Genomic DNA, 17173 nt, shown 5'->3' on the forward strand with positions numbered 1-17173 from the left:
CGTAAGCGCGAATCCGAGCTTATAAGCGGAAAAATCCGCATAGCCCGGCGGCGTAAGCGCGAATCCGAGCTTATAAGCGGAAAAATCCGCATAGCCCGGCGGCGTAAGCGCGAATCCGAGTTTATAAGCGGAAAAATCCGCATAGCCCGGCGGCGTAAGCGCGAATCCGAGCTTATAAGCGGAAAAATCCGCGTAGCCCGGCGGCGTAAGCGCGAATCCGAGCTTATAAGCGGAAAAATCCGCTTAGCCCGGCGGCGTAAGCGCGAATCCGAGCTTATAAGCGGAAAAATCCGCTTAGCCCGGTGACGTAAGCGCGAATCCGAGCTTATAAGCGGAAAAATCCGCATAGCCCGGCGGCGTAAGCGCGAATCCGAGCTTATAAGCGGAAAAATCCGCTTAGCCCGGTCGCGTAAGCGCGAATCCGAGCTTATAAGCGGAACAATCCGCTTAACCCGGCGGCGTAAGCGCGAATCCGAGCTTATAAGCGGAAAAATCCGCTTAGCCCGGCGGCGTAAGCGCGAATCCGAGGTTACCTGACGGAATGGGTCTGTCACGCACAAAAAAGAGCGGCTGCGTCACAGCCACTCCCGTTTGCGGAAATAAAAGAACATGCCGACCGCGAGCAACGTCATCGTCACGATTAAGATGACGGCGAAATGCGGATTCTTCTCGCCGGGCAAGTTGAGCAAGTTCATCCCGTAGATGCCGGTGATGAACGTCAGCGGAATGAAGATCGTCGTGACGGCCGTGAACACGCGCATGATTTCGTTCGCGCGGCTCGCGATGCTCGACTGGTACGCCTCGCGCAAGTTGCCCATCAGGTCGCGGAACGTGTCGAACGATTCCGTGACCTTCAGCGCGTTCTCGTGCATGTCGGCGAAATACTTCTGCAGCGTGCCGTCGATGAGCCGAAGCTCCTTGCGCGCCAGCATGCCGATCACTTCCTTCTGCGGGCCGAGCACCTTCTTCAAATATAAGATCTCGCTGCGGAGACCGATGATTTCGTTCAAATGCGACTTCTTCGTGTGTCGAAGAATGTCTTCCTCGAGCTTCTCGATTTTGTCTTCGATCCGGTCCGCCACGCTGAAATAATTGTCGACGATCCGGTCGACCAAGTGGTAGAGGAATTGATCGGGCGAATTGACCTCTTCCTCCCATAGCAGCGGCTTCACCGCGCGCAGCTCGTTCACCTTCTGCCGCGTCACCGTAATAATAAAGTGCTTGCCTAAGAACATGTTCACGGCCCGAAAGAAAAACTCCTCGTCGTCGAACCGGATGCTGTTCACGACGATAAAGTAATGCCCCTCGTGAATTTCCAGCTTCGGGCGCTGCTCCTCTTCCTGCATCACGTCTTCGACCGCCAGCTCGTGAAGGTGGAACAACGGTTGGAGCGTCTCCAGCTCTTCAGGGCTCGCGTCGATCCAGTAGAAGCCGTTGGCCGGTTGAACGAGCGCTTCCGCCGGATCTTCGATTTGCGTAAATACGCCTTGCTGCACCAATCTGACTTTCATCGCGGATCTCCTCCTCGTGTCGAGGAACGCAGTCGCGATTGCGATGCAAGTCGGGCGCGGGTATCGTCAATGAGGGATCGCTCGCGCCGGCGGCAGAATCGCTTCCGCGTTCCGATATGCAATTTTGTTCGTCGCTCTGTGTTGGAACCAACAGGGTCGGTCTCCGTCCATGCGCTCGCGTCACCTCGATACATCCTGATTTTCCCCGCGAAAATAACATGAAAACTCGCGAGTACTCGATTAGTATACTCTTGTCCCTATAGGGTTTCAACAGGGTTCCGAACCCCTCTTGACTTCGACGCGGTTTCTCCGTAACATAAAGAGTAATCGCAACTGGAAACCGAATATGAACGCACTCTTATCAAGAGCAGGTGGAGGGACTAGCCCGATGAAACCCGGCAACCGGCACGGAATCGCACCGCCCAAGCGGCGCGATTCCTGCACGGTGCTAATTCTTGCGGAAGCTTACGATTCAGAGCGTATATCCTTCGGATATAACACCTGAATCGGCCCGAATCTCTACGTCGTCCGTTGGTCGACGGTTGGAGATTCAGGGGCTTCTGAGAGATGAGAGAAGGCCGTTACCGATACCCGTGAACGCCTTTCTCTCTATTGAGGAAGGCGTTCTTTTCATGTTCCACGTTCCGTGACATCCCTATATTTCAGGACAAAGGAGCGTTCCGCCATGCCGATCAAAGTACCCGACAATCTGCCGGCGAAGGAAATTTTATCGAACGAAAACATCTTCGTGATGGACGAATCCCGCGCATTCCGCCAAGACATCCGTCCGTTGCGCATCATCATTCTGAACCTGATGCCGACGAAGGAGACGACCGAGACGCAGCTCCTGCGCCTGCTCAGCAACACGCCGCTGCAGGTCGAAGTCACGCTGCTGCACCCCGAGACGCATCGGTCCAAGAATACGTCCGCGGAGCATCTGGAGTCGTTCTACAAGACGTTCAACGACATCCGCTACGAGCAGTTCGACGGTCTCGTCATTACGGGCGCGCCGGTCGAGCATCTTCCGTTCGAACAAGTCAACTACTGGCGCGAGCTGCAAGAAATCATGAACTGGGCGAACCGCAACGTGACGTCGACGATGTATATATGTTGGGCGGCCCAAGCCGGGTTGTACCACCACTTCGGGGTATCGAAATATGATATGCCGGAGAAAATTTTCGGTGTATTCCCCCATGTCCTGACTTGCTCGAACGTGAAGCTGACGCGCGGGTTCGACGAGATGTTCTTCGTGCCGCAGAGCCGTCACACGGACGTCAAGCAGGAAGATATCGAAAAGGTGCCGGAGCTCGACATCCTCGCGGTGTCGGACGAAGCGGGCGTCTACCTCGTCGCGACGAAGGACGGCAAGCATGTATTCGTCACGGGCCATTCCGAATACGACGCGGAGACGCTGAAGTGGGAGTACGATCGCGACATTAAGAAGGGCATGGACATCGCCGTGCCGAAAAACTACTTCCCGAAGGACGACCCGACCCGCGAGCCGCGCTCGACGTGGAAGGCGCATGCGAACCTGCTGTTTTCCAATTGGTTAAACTACTACGTATACCAAGAAACGCCGTTCGAGCTGGGCCAGGCGAAAGAAGAGGACAGCTTCGTATACGCGGGGATGTACATTTAAAGAGGGGACGAGTGAACACGTGAAACATATCGAAAGCCGCCTCGCGCAGATCGGGTCCTTGGAGGATCCGCAGACGGGCGCCGTCAGCTATCCGATTTACCAATCGACCGCATTCCGCCATCCGAAGCTCGGACAGAGCACGGGCTTCGATTACGCCCGGACGAAGTCGCCGACGCGCAAGGTGCTCGAGGAGGCGTTCGCAGGTCTCGAGTCCGGCGACGCCGGGTTCGCCTGCAGCACCGGCATGGCCGCGCTGCAGACGATCTTCGCCCTATTTTCGTCCGGCGATCACCTGCTCGTCAGCCTCGATCTGTACGGGGGTACATACCGCTTGATCGAGCAAATCATGACGCGCTTCGGCGTGACGGCGTCGTACGTCGACACGAACGATCTCGACGCGCTCGAATCGCACTTCCGCCCCGGCTCGACGAAGGCGGTGCTCATCGAGACGCCGACGAATCCGCTCATGATGGTGACGGATCTCGAGCGCGTCGCCGCTTGGGCGAAGAAGAAGGACCTGATCACGATCGTCGACAACACGCTGCTGACGCCGTTCTTCCAGCGTCCGCTGGAGCTCGGCTGCGACATCGTCGTCCACAGCGCGACGAAGTATCTCGGCGGCCACAACGACGTGCTCGCGGGTCTCATCGTCACGAAAGGCGAAGAGCTGTCGCAGAAGATCGCCTTCCTGCACAACTCGATCGGCGCGGTGCTCGGACCGCAGGACTCCTGGCTGCTCATGCGCGGCCTGAAGACGCTCGCGCTGCGGATGGAGCGGCACCAGCACAACGCGCTGAAAATTTCGCAATGGTTATCGGAGCACCCGATGGTGTCCGAGGTGTTCTACCCGGCGCTGCCGTCGCATCCGGGCCACGATATCCAAAACCGGCAGTCGTCGGGTAATACGGGGATCTTCTCGTTCAAGATGAAGGACGCCCGCACGATCGAGCCGATCCTGCGCCATATCAAGCTGATCGCGTTCGCGGAGAGCCTCGGCGGCGTCGAGTCGCTCATGACGTATCCGGCGGTGCAGACGCACGCGGACATCCCGAAGGACATCCGCGACAAGGTCGGCGTCGACGAGACGCTGCTTCGCTTCTCGGTCGGCATCGAGCACAGCGACGATTTGATCGACGATCTCGCGCAGGCGTTCGACGCGGCGGCCGCGGAATTGAAGTAATGCTTGGCGCGCTCGGGAAACCTTACCGTTCTGTCTTTCGGATCGATTTGTGATAGAATGATAGGAAGGCTAGAACAGGGGAGGACGAACCGAAAATGAGCATAGATGCGATTCTGGACAAGGCGCTTCGGGGCGAACGGCTGACGATGGAAGACGGTCTGGCGTTGTTCGCGTCGGACGAAATCGAGAAGATGGGCGCCGCGGCGGACCAGATTATGAAGAAGTTTCATCCGGAGCCGGTGACGACGTTCGTGATCGGCCGGAATATTAACTATACGAACATCTGCGACGTGTATTGCCGGTTTTGCGCGTTTTACCGCCAACCGGGCTCCGACGAGGGCTACGTGCTGCCGGACGAGACGATCTTCCGGAAAATTCAGGAGACGATCGACGTCGGCGGCACGGAAATCTTAATGCAGGGCGGCACGAATCCGAATTTGCCGTTCTCGTATTACACGGACCTGCTGCGGGGCATTAAGCAGCGGTTCCCGGACATTACTATGCATTCGTTCTCGCCGGCGGAAATCCGCAAGATGGCGGACGTGTCGGGACTTCCGGTGGACGAGGTCGTGCGCGAACTGAAGGCCGCTGGCCTCGACTCGCTGCCGGGAGGCGGCGCCGAAATTCTCGACGACCGGACGCGGAAGAAGATTTCCCGCCTGAAGGGCTCTTGGCGCGATTGGATCGACGTCATGCGTTCGGCGCACCGCGCGGGCATGAACACGACGGCGACGATGGTCATCGGCTTCGGCGAATCGATGGAGGAGCGGGTGCTGCATCTGCTTCGCATTCGCGACGCGCAGGACGAGTGCATCGCCGAAAACAACCCGTCGACGGGCTTCCTCGCCTTCATCGTGTGGACGTTCCAGCCGGATAACACGAACCTGAAGGCCGAGAAGGCGACGCCGGAGGAGTATCTGAAGACGCTCGCGATCGCGCGTCTGATGCTCGACAACATTCCGAACTTCCAATCGTCGTGGGTCACCATGGGACCGGAAGTCGGCAAGAAGTCGCTGTCGTTCGGCTGCAACGACTTCGGCAGCACGATGATCGAAGAAAACGTCGTCTCCGCCGCGGGCACGACGCATAAGGTCAACATCGAGCTGATCCTGAAGCTGATCCGCGAAGCGGGCAAGCTGCCGGCGCAGCGCGACACGAAGTACAACACGATCCGTACGTTCGACGACGAATCGGCGGGCGTGGACAAGGATTTCGTGATGCAAAACTGACGCGCGGCGTCGAGGTCTCCGAAGCTACGGAACATCCGTAGCCTCGGAGACCTTTTTTTCGTGGTCGGCCGCCGAAATAAGAAGGAGGGGAGATGTGTCCGCCGCTCCTTTTCCTCGAATTCCCTTCCCTCAGCCGAGGATGATGGGAATGTGCACTCGCGCTGCACGGCGACAAGGCGTGGGTCATTCCGGAGCAGCGGAGCGAATGACCCGCGCCAGCCTTTCCTCGCATGATGCTTAAACATTTTCTTTATTCCGGCCCCCCCTTCCAACGATTGCTTTGTATATCCCCTGTAGAGCGACCATATACTCTTAGAAAGGGAAGGGAGGGGAAACACCATGGAGCTGTTCACTCTGCTTGTGAACCCCGCCGACATCGACGCGGAGCGCGTCGCGGAAGCGATGCGAGCCGCCATCGTCGAAGCGAGTCCCGTAGCGGACGGGATCGAGCTTCGCAGAGTTCCGCTTACGGGCGGGACAGGCATCGTATGCGATATCGCCAACGCGAGCCAGGAAACCATCGCGAAAGCCCGCAAGGCTGCGTCGCGACCGCTTGCGGCGGCTGTCATAGAAGGTTATGAACGCGAGTGGCTGCAGAAGTACATCGCGAAGGAAGTCGGAACCGAAGACCGGGAGGGCGTCGCCGCGGTGCAGGAGCAATGCGACCGCATGCTGGCGGCGAAGCCGAACGAGGACGGCGTCGAGGTGTTTTACGAACGCCGCTTGTCCAAGCTGGCCGAAGCGATCGAGGCGTATCTCGGCGAAGAGCGTTTCCTGAACGTGGAAGGGTTCCTCCGGTTTCGCGCCGGATCGTACGTGGAGGAGCTGCGCGATTCGGTCGCGTACGCGGTCGACGAATGGATGATGGAGCGTCAGTACCAGGAGTTCATCTCGTTGCTGAAATATTTCGTCTACATTCAAGAGGCGAAAATTCCGGCGGCGCATGTCGTCCATCACGGCAACCATGACTTCACGCTGCTGAACGAGCGGATGCTGCCGATCGATACGAAGCAGATGGACCAATTCGTCGTGGAGCTGATCGACAAGGACATCAGTTACGAGGACGTCATCGTCAGTACGCTCATTTCGGTATCGCCGGGCAAGCTGTTCGTGCATACCCAGACGCCCGAGGAGCAAGTGATCAAGACGATTCTGACCATATTCGAGGGCCGCGCGGAGCTGTGCGTCGATTGCGGCGTCTGCCTGCCGCTGATCGAGGAGCGCCGGAGGAAATAAGGGGCCAGCCGCGCCTCGGACATATTCCCGAGCCGGGGAGCCCCGCTTGACGAACGCCCGCCGGCGCGTCTATAATGATGTCATATTTTAGCGCAAAGGCTTCGACCGAAGACAACAGCGTTCGCCGCTCCGCCCAGAGAGAGGAATCTCGGCTGCAAGTTCCTCCGGATTACGCACGAACCGCTTACCGCTTCGAGAGCCGCGTCGGCGAATCCGCTCCGGAAGGGAAGGATCGTAGCCGATGCCGGGACGTTCCCGTTATCGGACGAGGTGAATGAAGCGCGTTGCGCCTCGCGTCGTCCTAACGACGACGGGAAGCGAACGAACTAGGGTGGAACCGCGAATGCAAGCATTCGTCCCTATGGGGATGGGTGCTTTTTTTGTTGTTTTCCAAAGACACGAGGAGGATGAAAGACATGATTAAGGTAACGCTGCCGGACGGGTCGATTCGCGAATACGAGGCCGGATCGACGATCGAGGACGTCGCGGGCTCGATCAGCCCGGGATTGAAGAAGAACGCGGTGGGCGGCAAGGTGAACGGCAAGTCCGTCGACCTGAGCTTCGCGTTGAAAGAAGACGCGGCGGTGGAGATCGTCACGCTCGATTCCGAAGCGGGCGTCGAGGTGCTCCGCCACAGCACGGCGCATCTGCTTGCGCAGGCGATCAAGCGGATCTACGGCGCGGACAACGTGCGTCTCGGCGTCGGTCCGGTCATCGAAGACGGTTTCTATTACGATATCGATCTCGATACGCCGATCTCCGTCGAGGACTTCCCGAAGATCGAGAAAGAGATGGAGCGCATCGTCGGCGAAAATTTGGCGATCACGCGCCGCGAAGTGAGCCGCGAAGAGGCGAAGGCCATTTTCAAAGGGATCAACGATCCGTTGAAGGTAGAGCTGCTCGACGCGATTCCGGGCGACGAGCCGATCACGCTGTACGATCAAGGCGAGTTCTTCGATCTGTGCCGCGGACCGCACCTGCCGGCAACCAGCCGGATCAAGGCGTTCAAGCTGCTCAGCGTGGCGGGCGCTTACTGGCGCGGCGACGCGAAGAATAAGATGCTGCAGCGCATCTACGGCACGGCGTTCCCGAAGAAGGCGCAGCTGGACGAGCACTTGGTGCTCTTGGAAGAAGCGAAGAAGCGGGATCATCGGAAAATCGGCCGCGAGCTGAAGATGTTCTCCTTCTCGCGCGAGGTCGGCCAAGGCTTGCCGCTCTGGCTGCCGCGGGGCGCGAAGCTGCGCCGCATCATGGAGCGCTACATCGTCGATCTCGAAGAGCGCCTCGGCTACAGCCACGTCTATACGCCGGTGCTCGCGAACGTCGAGCTCTATAAGATTTCGGGCCACTGGGCGCATTATCAAGAGGACATGTTCCCGGTGATGGGCATGGACAACGAGGAGCTCGTCCTCCGTCCGATGAACTGCCCGCATCATATGATGGTGTATAAGAGCGACATGCGGAGCTACCGCGACCTGCCGGTCCGCATCGCCGAGCTCGGCACGATGCACCGGTACGAGATGTCCGGCGCGTTGACGGGCCTCCATCGCGTCCGCGCGATGACGCTGAACGACGCCCACATCTTCTGCCGTCCGGACCAGATCAAGGAGGAGTTCGCGCGCGTCGTGCAGCTGATCCAGCATGTGTACAAGGACTTCGGCATCGAGGAATACCGGTTCCGCCTGTCGTACCGCGATCCGAACAACAAGGAGAAGTACTTCGACGACGACGCGATGTGGGAGATGTCCCAGCGCATGCTGAAGGAAGTCGTCGAGGACCTCGGCTTGCCGTACTACGAGGCGGAAGGCGAAGCGGCGTTCTACGGGCCGAAGCTGGACGTGCAAATCAAGACCGCTTTGAAAAAGGAAGAGACGCTCTCCACGGCGCAGCTGGACTTCCTGCTGCCGCAGCGGTTCGAGCTCGAATACGTCGGCGAGGACGGTCAGAAGCATCGTCCGGTCGTCATCCATCGCGGGATCATCTCTACGATGGAGCGCATGACGGCGTTCCTGCTCGAAAATTTCGTCGGCGCGCTGCCGACGTGGCTGTCGCCGGTGCAGGCGGTGGTCGTTCCGGTATCGGACAAGTTCTCGGATTACGCCAAGAACGTACAGGAGAAGATGCAGGCGTCTCGCCTCCGGGTCGACGCGGATCTTCGCAACGAGAAGCTCGGCTATAAGATTCGCGAAGCGCAGCTGGAGCGCATCCCGTACATGTTCGTCGTCGGCGAGAACGAGCAGAGCGCCGGCACGGTATCGATCCGGCGCCGCGGCGACGGCGATATCGGCGCGTTCCCGGTCGAGGAAGCGATCCGGATGATCCAAGAAGAGGTCGGCGGGAAAGTCTACTAAACTAGCGAATTCAGACGGTTTTCATCCCCTCGCATGCCAATAAATAGGTTTTTAATGTATAAGAACCAATTGGCCTGGACACCCTCAGAGTATGGGGGGATGAAACCGAATGATGACAACGACGCCAACGAAGCCTGCGACGACGACGAACGGAAAGATTCGAACGATGGTCGTAGGCATGACCGCTTTCCTATTGATTGCGTCGCTAGGGCCGATAGGCAATGGCAAAATACTAGGAGCGCATCTCGAAGCGTCCGACGACGCGTCGCCGACGCAAGCGGAATTCCCCGGGCAGCTGCAAAGCCTGAGCCCGGTTAAGAACCTGGGATCGCCGGCCGCGCGTCCGACGATCGTGCAGCTCCTGCAAGCGAACGTGAAATCGAAGTCGCAATGGATGAAGCTGGCGAAGGCGGTGCCGGTGCTCCATGCCGACAAGATGAAACAATATGACGAGATCGAAGTGACGGCGACCGGCTATACGGCGGGCGTCGAATCGACCGGCAAGTCGCCGGATCACCCGCAATACGGCATCACGTACTCCGGCGTGAAGGTGCGACGCGACGTATTTTCCACGATCGCGGCCGACCGCAAGGTGTTCCCGATCGGTACGGTGCTGCATATTCCCGGCTACGGCTACGGCGTCGTCGCCGACACCGGCTCCGCGATCAAGGGGAAGAAGATCGACTTGTTCTTCGAGACGACGAAGCAGGTGTACGACGAGTGGGGCAAGAAGAAGGTCAAGGTTCGCGTCATTCTCAAGGGCAACGGAAAACTCACGGAGAAGGAATTGAATCGGTTGAACGACCTGATCTTGGAGGACGGTCGGAGGAAGCTGTCGGTATAACGGTTGGAAAATGAAACTTTTGAGAGGAACGCTGACGCGTTCCTCTTTTCTTTTGGTTATATGAGGATTATAATGTTAGAAAAGGTAACGTAGATGAGAGGGTGGGCGCGGTGGGTTGGACATTCTGGAAGAAGTCAGGGAACATAGCTGACGCGAGGAGGGCCGGAAGCTCCGCTACGGCGGAAGTGGTCGAAGCGTTCCTGAACGAATCGCAAGTGTTTGCGGACCGTCTCATCGCCAGCGTGGACGACCTCGGCCGGGCCGCCGATCATCTGAACGATATCGCGGAGCGCTCCTCCGACGCGGGCGACAAGCTGCGCAAGCGAAGCTTGCACGTCATGAGCCGCTTGAAGCAGACGCTCGTCTGGATGAAGGAAGCCGACGCCCAAGCGGAGCGCGTGCACGCGCTGTCGGATCGCATGAAGCAGGAGAGCGAGCGGACGCGCGCGAATATGGTCGACATGAACGAGGCGGTCCATGAGTCGGTGCGCGCGCTGTCCGAGCTCGACGGGTTGAATCGGACGGTGGTCGACCATGTGAAGCATTCGACCGAGCGGATGAAGCATATCGAGGATATTAACGAGCTGCTTCGGGAGATCGTCGGGCAGACGTCGCTGCTCGCCTTGAACGCCTCGATCGAGGCGGCGCGCGCCGGCGAAGCCGGCCGCGGGTTCGTCGTCGTCGCGGATCGGATCAAGAAGCTCGCGGAGCAAAGCCGCGAAGCGGTCGAACGTTCCTCGCGCATGGTCGAGGAGATCGGGCTCGGCGCCGCGCAGGCCGCGGCGGCGGTGGAGACCGAGCGCGCGTCGGTGCAGCGGGCGATCGGCCATGTGCGGGCGATCGCGCTGAAGCTGGACGAGGCGTCCGCCGCGGTGGAGGCGGTGCACGACTCGGCCCTCGGCGTCGCGGACGCCAACCGGGAGCAGCGGATCCGCGTCTCCCGCACGGCCGACATGGTGAACGAAGCGGCGGAGCTCGGGCAGGAGACGGTGCAGAGCGTCGAGCAGACGATGGCGGACATGCGGCGCCAGCGCGAGGGCATCGAGTCGCTCCAGACGGTCGGCGCGGAGCTGCAGCAAGCGTCCAGCGAGCTCGTCTCGTCGATCCTCTCGCTCCGCGCGGAGGACGGCGCAGAGCTCGACGGCGTCGACCTCGAGCAGGCCAAGCGCATTCTGCGCTCGCTCGCGGACGAGCTGACGGCCGCAGGGCTCGACAAGGACCGGCACAAGGGCATGCTGCTGCGGGCGTTGAGGGAGCATGACGGAGTCGAAGCCGTCTGGTCGAACGACCCCGACGGCCGCTTCATCTTCTCCGAGCCGGCCGCCGGTCTCTTGCACGCGCGCCATCGGGAATGGTGGAAGCGCGCGATGGCGGGCGAGCTGTATATATCGGAGCCGTACGTCTCCGCCATTACGAAGCGCCCTTGCGTCACGCTCGCCGTCCGCTACCAAGGCGGCGCGGGCGGCGTGGTGGGCATCGATTTGCGGGTGTGATACATAATCGACGGAAGAGACGCCTACTCTAATGGAAACTATGTAGGGGGTCGCTTCCGTTGATTTCTTTAAATTCGAATCTAACGAATCGGGAGCTCGATTTCGTGGAGCTGAAAGACGCGCTCGAGCGCCGCTTGTTCGCGCTCGGCGGCAACTGGGATTACAATCAAGGCAGCTTCGATCGGAAACTCGACGGCGAGAAGCAGACCGTGTGGCTTCGCGTTCCGTTCGAGGTCGTGCACGGCGAGCTGGACCCGGACGCGCCGCAGCCCGGGACGCGCGTCGTCGTCGGGACGCCTTACGTGTTGAAGCATCTCTATAATGCCGGCGACGACCATACGGCTCGCTTTTACGTGCTAAGCGCGTTGGTGAATCAATTCCAAGCGCCGGTCGACCCGGACGCGGCGGTCGAGGACGCCTACGTCGCGGAGGCGAAGGATGTTCTTCGAGAGATCGAATCGGCGCTTGTCTAGAAAATCGTTCGTCTTTTCAGCGCGAATTTAGCCTTCTTTAAGGTAGCTTTAAGGTTCTTCGTTCACAATAGAGCCATAAGGTTATTTGAGGAGGTTATTCGCAATGGACGATCATAATAAGAAGGATAGAGAGTATCACCATTTTACGTACGGACGAGTTCCGTCGGAGCGCGAACGGGAAGAGGCGCGGCGCGAAGCGGCGTCGGAAGCCGCGGTCGAAGCTGAGGTGACGCCGCCGCGGGAGCTGCGCACGTACCCGATGGTGCAGACGTCGCCGAAGCCGCAGCCCGCCTGGTCGTACACCGGCGCGGAGGCGCGTCCGCCGAAGCGTTCTTCGTTCAAGAGCGTCGTCGCCGCGTTCCTCGCCGGCGCGGTCGTCGTCGGCAGCTTGATGTTCGCGAGCGACAAGATGAACCTGTTCTCGGGCAGCGACGTCTTGGCGACGGGGGCGGCGTCGGGCGGCGTCGGCACCGCGACGAACGCGGCCGGCAACGGCTCGAGCGGCGCGATCGAGACGGCGGCGATCGACGTCGTCCGGCCGAATACGATCGCGGAGCTGGTCGACGTCGCGTCCCCGGCGGTCGTGAAGATCGTCACGTACGCGAACCAGCGCGCGAGCTCGGGATCCAGCATTTTCGATCAGTTCTTCGGGGTTCCGGAGCAGCGCCGGCCGAGCGCGGGTACGGGCAATCTCGTGCAGGTCGGTTCGGGGTCGGGATTCTTCTTCGATAAGGAAGGGTATATCCTTACCAACGAGCACGTCATTAACGGCGCGGAGAAGGTCGAAGTCGTGGTGGAGGGCACGAAGGAGCCTTATGTCGCGGAAGTGCTCGGCACGGCGTACGATCTCGATCTTGCGGTGTTGAAGATCGAGGGCGCGGCCGACTTCCCGACGCTGCCGCTCGGCAGCTCCGATTCGATCGACGTCGGCGATTGGGTCGTCGCGATCGGCAATCCGTACGAGTTCGATCATACGGTCACGGTCGGCGTGCTGTCGGCGAAGGAGCGGGCGATCGATATTCCGGACACGGAAGGCACCCGGAAGTACCAAGCGCTGCTTCAGACGGACGCCTCCATTAACCCGGGCAACTCGGGCGGTCCGCTGCTCAACTTGAACGGCGAGGTCATCGGCATCAATACGGCGGTGAACGCGCAGGCGCAAGGCATCGGCTTCGCGATTCCGACGACCACGATCAACGAGGTGCTCGAATCGCTCAAGGCGAACAAGGCGATTCCGCGTCCGTACATCGGCGTCATGATGGGCGACGTGCCGGAAGAGTATATCGACGACCTGGGTCTCGAGGACAAGGACGGCGCGTTCATCTCCGAGGTCATCCTCGGTTCGCCGGCCTATAAGGCGGGCCTTCAGCAATACGACGTCGTCGTCGGGATCGACGGGCAGGAGATCAAGGGCGCCGCGGATTTGCAGACGATCGTCGGCAAGAAGAAGCCGGGAGACCAGATGTCGCTCGACGTCATCCGCAACGGGAAATCGGTGAAGGTGACCGTGACGGTCGGCGACCGGAACGACGCGGCTCAGCAATAAAGACGAGCGCCCCGCGCGGGGCGAACGAACGGCCGAACGGTGATGTGGATCCCGTTCGGCCGTTTTTCGATTTTGCCGCGGGGCGGGTTTTGTTTTACGATAGATTCGGAAGTTTTTTTTCGCGAGACGGAGGCGATTCATTCGCGATGAGAGAGACGGTATTGGTCATCGACGACGACGAGAAGATTACATCGATGCTGCGCCGCGGCCTCGCCTTCGAGGGTTACGGGGTGCGGACCGCGCGCAACGGCGCGGAAGGGCTGGAAGCGATCCGGCAAGAGGAGCCGGACGTCATCGTGCTCGATATTATGATGCCGGGCGTGGACGGCTGGGAGGTGTGCCGGCGGCTGCGCGAGGCGGGCAGCCGCGTGCCGGTGCTCATGCTGACGGCGAAGGACGAGGTGAGCGACCGCGTGCGGGGGCTCGACGCGGGCGCGGACGACTACCTCGTCAAGCCGTTCGCGTTGGAGGAGCTGCTGGCGCGGGTGCGCGCCTTGCTTCGGCGCAGCGCCGTTCCGCGCGCCGACGAGGCGGCTCTGGATCGGCGCCTCGTCTTCGAGGATTTGACGCTCGACCCGGATACGAGGGAAGCGGTTCGAGGCGGCCGGTCGATCGAGCTGACCGCGAAGGAATACGAGCTGTTGCACTTTTTTCTATCGAATCCGCGGCGCGTGCTGTCGCGCGACGTGCTGATGGATAAGATTTGGGGGTACGACTACAGCGGGGAGTCGAACGTGCTGGAAGTGTACGTCGCGATGCTGCGCAACAAGCTGGAGGAGGCCGGCGAGAAGCGGCTGATCCAGACGGTGCGCGGCGCCGGATACGTATTGCGAGGCGACAAGGGATGAGCATTCGGCTGCGATTGACGTTATGGTACAGCGCCGTGCTCGGCGTCACCGTCATCGCCTTCTGCATCGCGGTGTACGTGTTGGTTTCGTTCATTCTCTCCACGGGGGAGAAACGCGACATGGAGGCGCTCGCCGTGAGAATCGAGCAAGAAATCGGCGTCCGCGTCGGTTGGAGCTTCTTCTACGGCCCCCGCGTCGTACCGCAATTCCCCGCGCTCGACGAATTCCGCTACTCGGGTTACTTCCTGCAGATGGTAGATGCCGACGGGCGGGTGTGGCAGAAGAACATCAACGGCCAGCTGCCGTTGCCGGCGAACGTCGAGGACGGCGAGCCGGTGACGAAGCCGATGTATATGGAACGCAAGATCGGCGGGAACACCGTCTTGATCTACAATCGGCCGATGCTGCTGCCGAACACGGACAATTACGTCGGGCTGCTGCAGGTGGCGACGACGATCGACGACCTGGAGCAGACGCTGTCGTATTTGCGCACCGTGCTGACGGTAACGGCGCTGGCGGCGATCGCGCTGGCGTCCACGCTCGGCTGGTTCCTGGCGCGCAAGGCGCTGAAGCCGATCGAGCTCGTCATCGGCGCGGCCGATCGGATCGGCGAGGCGGAGGATCTGAGCCACCGGATCGAATACGGCGGGCCGCAGGACGAGATCGGGCGGCTGACGTCGACGATCAACGGCATGCTCTCGCGCATTCAGACCGCGTACGGGGAGCTCGAGGACGCGGTGCGGGCGCAGCGCCGGTTCGTCTCCGACGCGTCGCACGAGCTGCGGACGCCGCTCACGACGATCCGAGGAAACGTAGAGCTTCTCGAGAAGATGTGGCGCCGATGGCAGGAGGCCGGCGCGCTCCGCGGCGTCGACGGCGAGCAGGCGGAGATCGCGATGGAGTCCGTGCGGGATATCGCCGGGGAGGCGGAGCGCATGAGCCGGCTCGTGAACGACATGCTGACGCTCGCGCGCGCGGACGCCGGCCACAAGATGCGTATGGAGCGTCTAGAGTTGGCGCCGCTCGTGGCCGAGGTCGCCCGGAAGGCGACGCATCTGCCTCGCGCGGCGGATTGGGTCGTCGGAGACTTGTCCGCGCTGCAGGGGGTCTCGGTCGTCGGCGACGCGGATGCGCTGCGGCAGTTGTTGTTCATTTTCATCGAAAATGCGTTCAAATACACCCCCTCCGGAGAAGTGGAGCTGTCGGCGGTCCCGTCGGAGGAGGGCGATCGCATCGGCCTTCGCATCCGGGACACGGGGATCGGGATGGAGAAGGAGCATGTGCCGCGCATCTTCGAGCGGTTTTACCGCATCGACCCGTCGCGCGGCGAGACGAGCGGCACCGGCCTCGGCCTGTCGATCGCCCGGTGGATCATCGATCAGCACGACGGCTCGATCGAGGTGTTGACGCGTCCCGGCGGCGGCACGTCGTTCATCGTCTGGCTGCGAATCGAGCCGGCGCTTCCGGAATTGCCGTAGGGGCCGTCATGTACTCCGGCGGCGGTTTCCCTTATAATGAAACGGAAGGGAGTGACGACCGATGGAAGTCGTTAAAATCACCCCGCGCGGATACTGCTACGGCGTCGTCGACGCGATGGTGCTTGCGCTGCAGACGGCCCGCAACTTGGAGCTGCCGCGGCCGATCTATATATTGGGCATGATCGTTCATAACGCGCACGTGACCGAGGCGTTCGAGCGCGAAGGCGTCATTACGCTCGACGGTCCGAATCGGTTGGACATCTTGGAGCAAGTGGACAAGGGCACGATCATCTTCACGGCGCACGGCGTGTCGCCGGAGGTGCGAAAGCGGGCGGCGGCCAAAGGTTTGACCATCGTGGACGCGACGTGCCCGGACGTCACGAAGACGCACGACCTCATCCGCGAGAAGACGGCGGAGGGCTACGAAGTCGTCTACATCGGCAAGAAGGGGCATCCGGAGCCGGAGGGCGCCGTCGGCGTCGCGCCGGACAAGGTGCACCTGATCGAACGGGAAGAGGAGATCGATTCGCTGCGCATCCCGGCCGGCGTCCGCGTGCTCGTCACGAACCAGACGACGATGAGCCAGTGGGACATTCGCCATATTATGAAGCGGGTGACGGATCGATATCCGCATGCGGAAATTCATAATGAAATTTGCCTCGCCACGCAAGTGCGGCAGGAGGCGGTCGCGGAGCAGGCGTCGCTGGCGGACCTCGTCATCGTCGTAGGCGATCCGCGCAGCAACAACTCCAACCGGCTGGCGCAGGTGTCGGAGGAGATCGCCGGCGTGAAGGCGTACCGCATCTCGGATTTGTCCGAGCTGCGTCCGGAGTGGCTGCTGCCGGTCCGCAAGGTCGGGGTAACGTCCGGCGCGTCGACGCCGACGCCGGTGACGAAGGAAGTGATCGCGTATTTGGAAGCGTTCGATCCGGCGGACGAGTCGACGTGGGCGATCGAGCGGACGCTCAACCCGAACCGGCTGCTGCCGACGGTGAAGGAGCGCTAAGCGCGAATCCGCGCTTGGCGGTGCGGTTTAGGCGGAGGATTCCGCTTATAAGCGCGAATCCGCGCTTGGCGGTGCGGTTTAGGCGGAGGATTCCGCTTATAAGCGCGAATCCGCGCTTGGCGGTGCGGTTTAGGCGGAGGATTCCGCTTATAAGCGCGAATCCGCGCTTGGCGGTGCGGTTTAGGTGGAGAATTCCACTAATAAGCGCGAATCCGCGCTTAGCCGTCAGTTTAGGCGGAGGATTCGATGACGTACAATAGTTTGTGTACCAAAGATTGGAGCCTAGTCAGGCATAAAAAAAGTAGGGTATTCTTGGGATTGCGACGTCACCAAGAAAGG

The 17173-nt window shown here is 60.7% G+C and carries 13 protein-coding genes and 1 riboswitch; of the genes, 12 read left to right on the forward strand and 1 reads right to left on the reverse strand.

What is annotated here, in order from left to right; translation table 11 throughout:
* Nucleotides 1-575: 575 nt before the first annotated feature.
* Nucleotides 576-1511 carry a magnesium/cobalt transporter CorA gene (corA, locus tag FE782_RS15520; protein ID WP_138195126.1) on the reverse strand — a complete coding sequence of 312 codons (936 nt, stop codon included), beginning with the start codon at nt 1509-1511 and terminating at the stop codon, nt 576-578.
* A 355-nt stretch (nt 1512-1866) separates the two neighbouring features.
* Nucleotides 1867-2012: riboswitch (SAM riboswitch) on the forward strand.
* Between the two features lie 184 nt (nt 2013-2196).
* On the opposite strand from corA, the gene metA reads away from it, so the two are divergent.
* The 12 genes from metA (at nt 2197) to FE782_RS15580 (ending at nt 16834) form a co-directional block, all read left to right on the forward strand.
* Nucleotides 2197-3150, forward strand: coding sequence for a homoserine O-acetyltransferase MetA (gene metA / locus FE782_RS15525; RefSeq protein ID WP_138195127.1), 954 nt, complete (start codon nt 2197-2199; stop codon nt 3148-3150).
* A gap of 19 nt (nt 3151-3169) precedes the next feature.
* Nucleotides 3170-4330 carry a PLP-dependent transferase gene (locus tag FE782_RS15530; RefSeq protein WP_138195128.1) on the forward strand — a complete coding sequence of 387 codons (1161 nt, stop codon included), beginning with the start codon at nt 3170-3172 and terminating at the stop codon, nt 4328-4330.
* A gap of 95 nt (nt 4331-4425) precedes the next feature.
* The gene (gene mqnC, locus FE782_RS15535) at nt 4426-5559 is read left to right on the forward strand and encodes a cyclic dehypoxanthinyl futalosine synthase (RefSeq protein WP_138195129.1); all 1134 of its coding nucleotides are present in this window, start codon (nt 4426-4428) and stop codon (nt 5557-5559) included.
* A 339-nt stretch (nt 5560-5898) separates the two neighbouring features.
* Nucleotides 5899-6795, forward strand: a complete 897-nt coding sequence (locus tag FE782_RS15540; RefSeq protein WP_138195130.1) for a putative sporulation protein YtxC — start codon at nt 5899-5901, stop codon at nt 6793-6795.
* 416 nt (nt 6796-7211) lie between these two features.
* Complete coding sequence (gene thrS, locus FE782_RS15545; RefSeq protein ID WP_138195131.1) at nt 7212-9146, forward strand: threonine--tRNA ligase; 1935 nt, start codon at nt 7212-7214, stop codon at nt 9144-9146.
* 109 nt (nt 9147-9255) lie between these two features.
* Nucleotides 9256-9990 (forward strand): 3D domain-containing protein, encoded by a 735-nt coding sequence (locus FE782_RS33120; protein WP_274388721.1) that lies wholly within the window; start codon nt 9256-9258, stop codon nt 9988-9990.
* Between the two features lie 110 nt (nt 9991-10100).
* Complete coding sequence (locus FE782_RS15555) at nt 10101-11483, forward strand: methyl-accepting chemotaxis protein (protein WP_138195132.1); 1383 nt, start codon at nt 10101-10103, stop codon at nt 11481-11483.
* Nucleotides 11484-11542: 59 nt separating this feature from the next.
* Complete coding sequence (locus FE782_RS15560) at nt 11543-11956, forward strand: YugN family protein (RefSeq protein WP_138195133.1); 414 nt, start codon at nt 11543-11545, stop codon at nt 11954-11956.
* A 103-nt stretch (nt 11957-12059) separates the two neighbouring features.
* Nucleotides 12060-13502, forward strand: coding sequence for a S1C family serine protease (locus FE782_RS15565; RefSeq protein ID WP_138195134.1), 1443 nt, complete (start codon nt 12060-12062; stop codon nt 13500-13502).
* A 146-nt stretch (nt 13503-13648) separates the two neighbouring features.
* A complete protein-coding gene (locus FE782_RS15570) occupies nt 13649-14350 on the forward strand; it encodes a response regulator transcription factor (RefSeq protein WP_138195135.1) in 702 nt (233 codons plus the stop codon).
* Nucleotides 14347-15828, forward strand: coding sequence for a sensor histidine kinase (locus tag FE782_RS15575; protein ID WP_138195136.1), 1482 nt, complete (start codon nt 14347-14349; stop codon nt 15826-15828). Before FE782_RS15570 ends, FE782_RS15575 begins: the two co-directional genes overlap by 4 nt.
* Before the next feature lie 61 nt (nt 15829-15889).
* Nucleotides 15890-16834 carry a 4-hydroxy-3-methylbut-2-enyl diphosphate reductase gene (locus FE782_RS15580; RefSeq protein ID WP_138195137.1) on the forward strand — a complete coding sequence of 315 codons (945 nt, stop codon included), beginning with the start codon at nt 15890-15892 and terminating at the stop codon, nt 16832-16834.
* Nucleotides 16835-17173: the final 339 nt, after the last annotated feature.

Origin of the sequence: Paenibacillus antri, assembly GCF_005765165.1 — a bacterium.
Classification (GTDB): Bacteria; Bacillota; Bacilli; order Paenibacillales; family YIM-B00363; genus Paenibacillus_AE; species Paenibacillus_AE antri.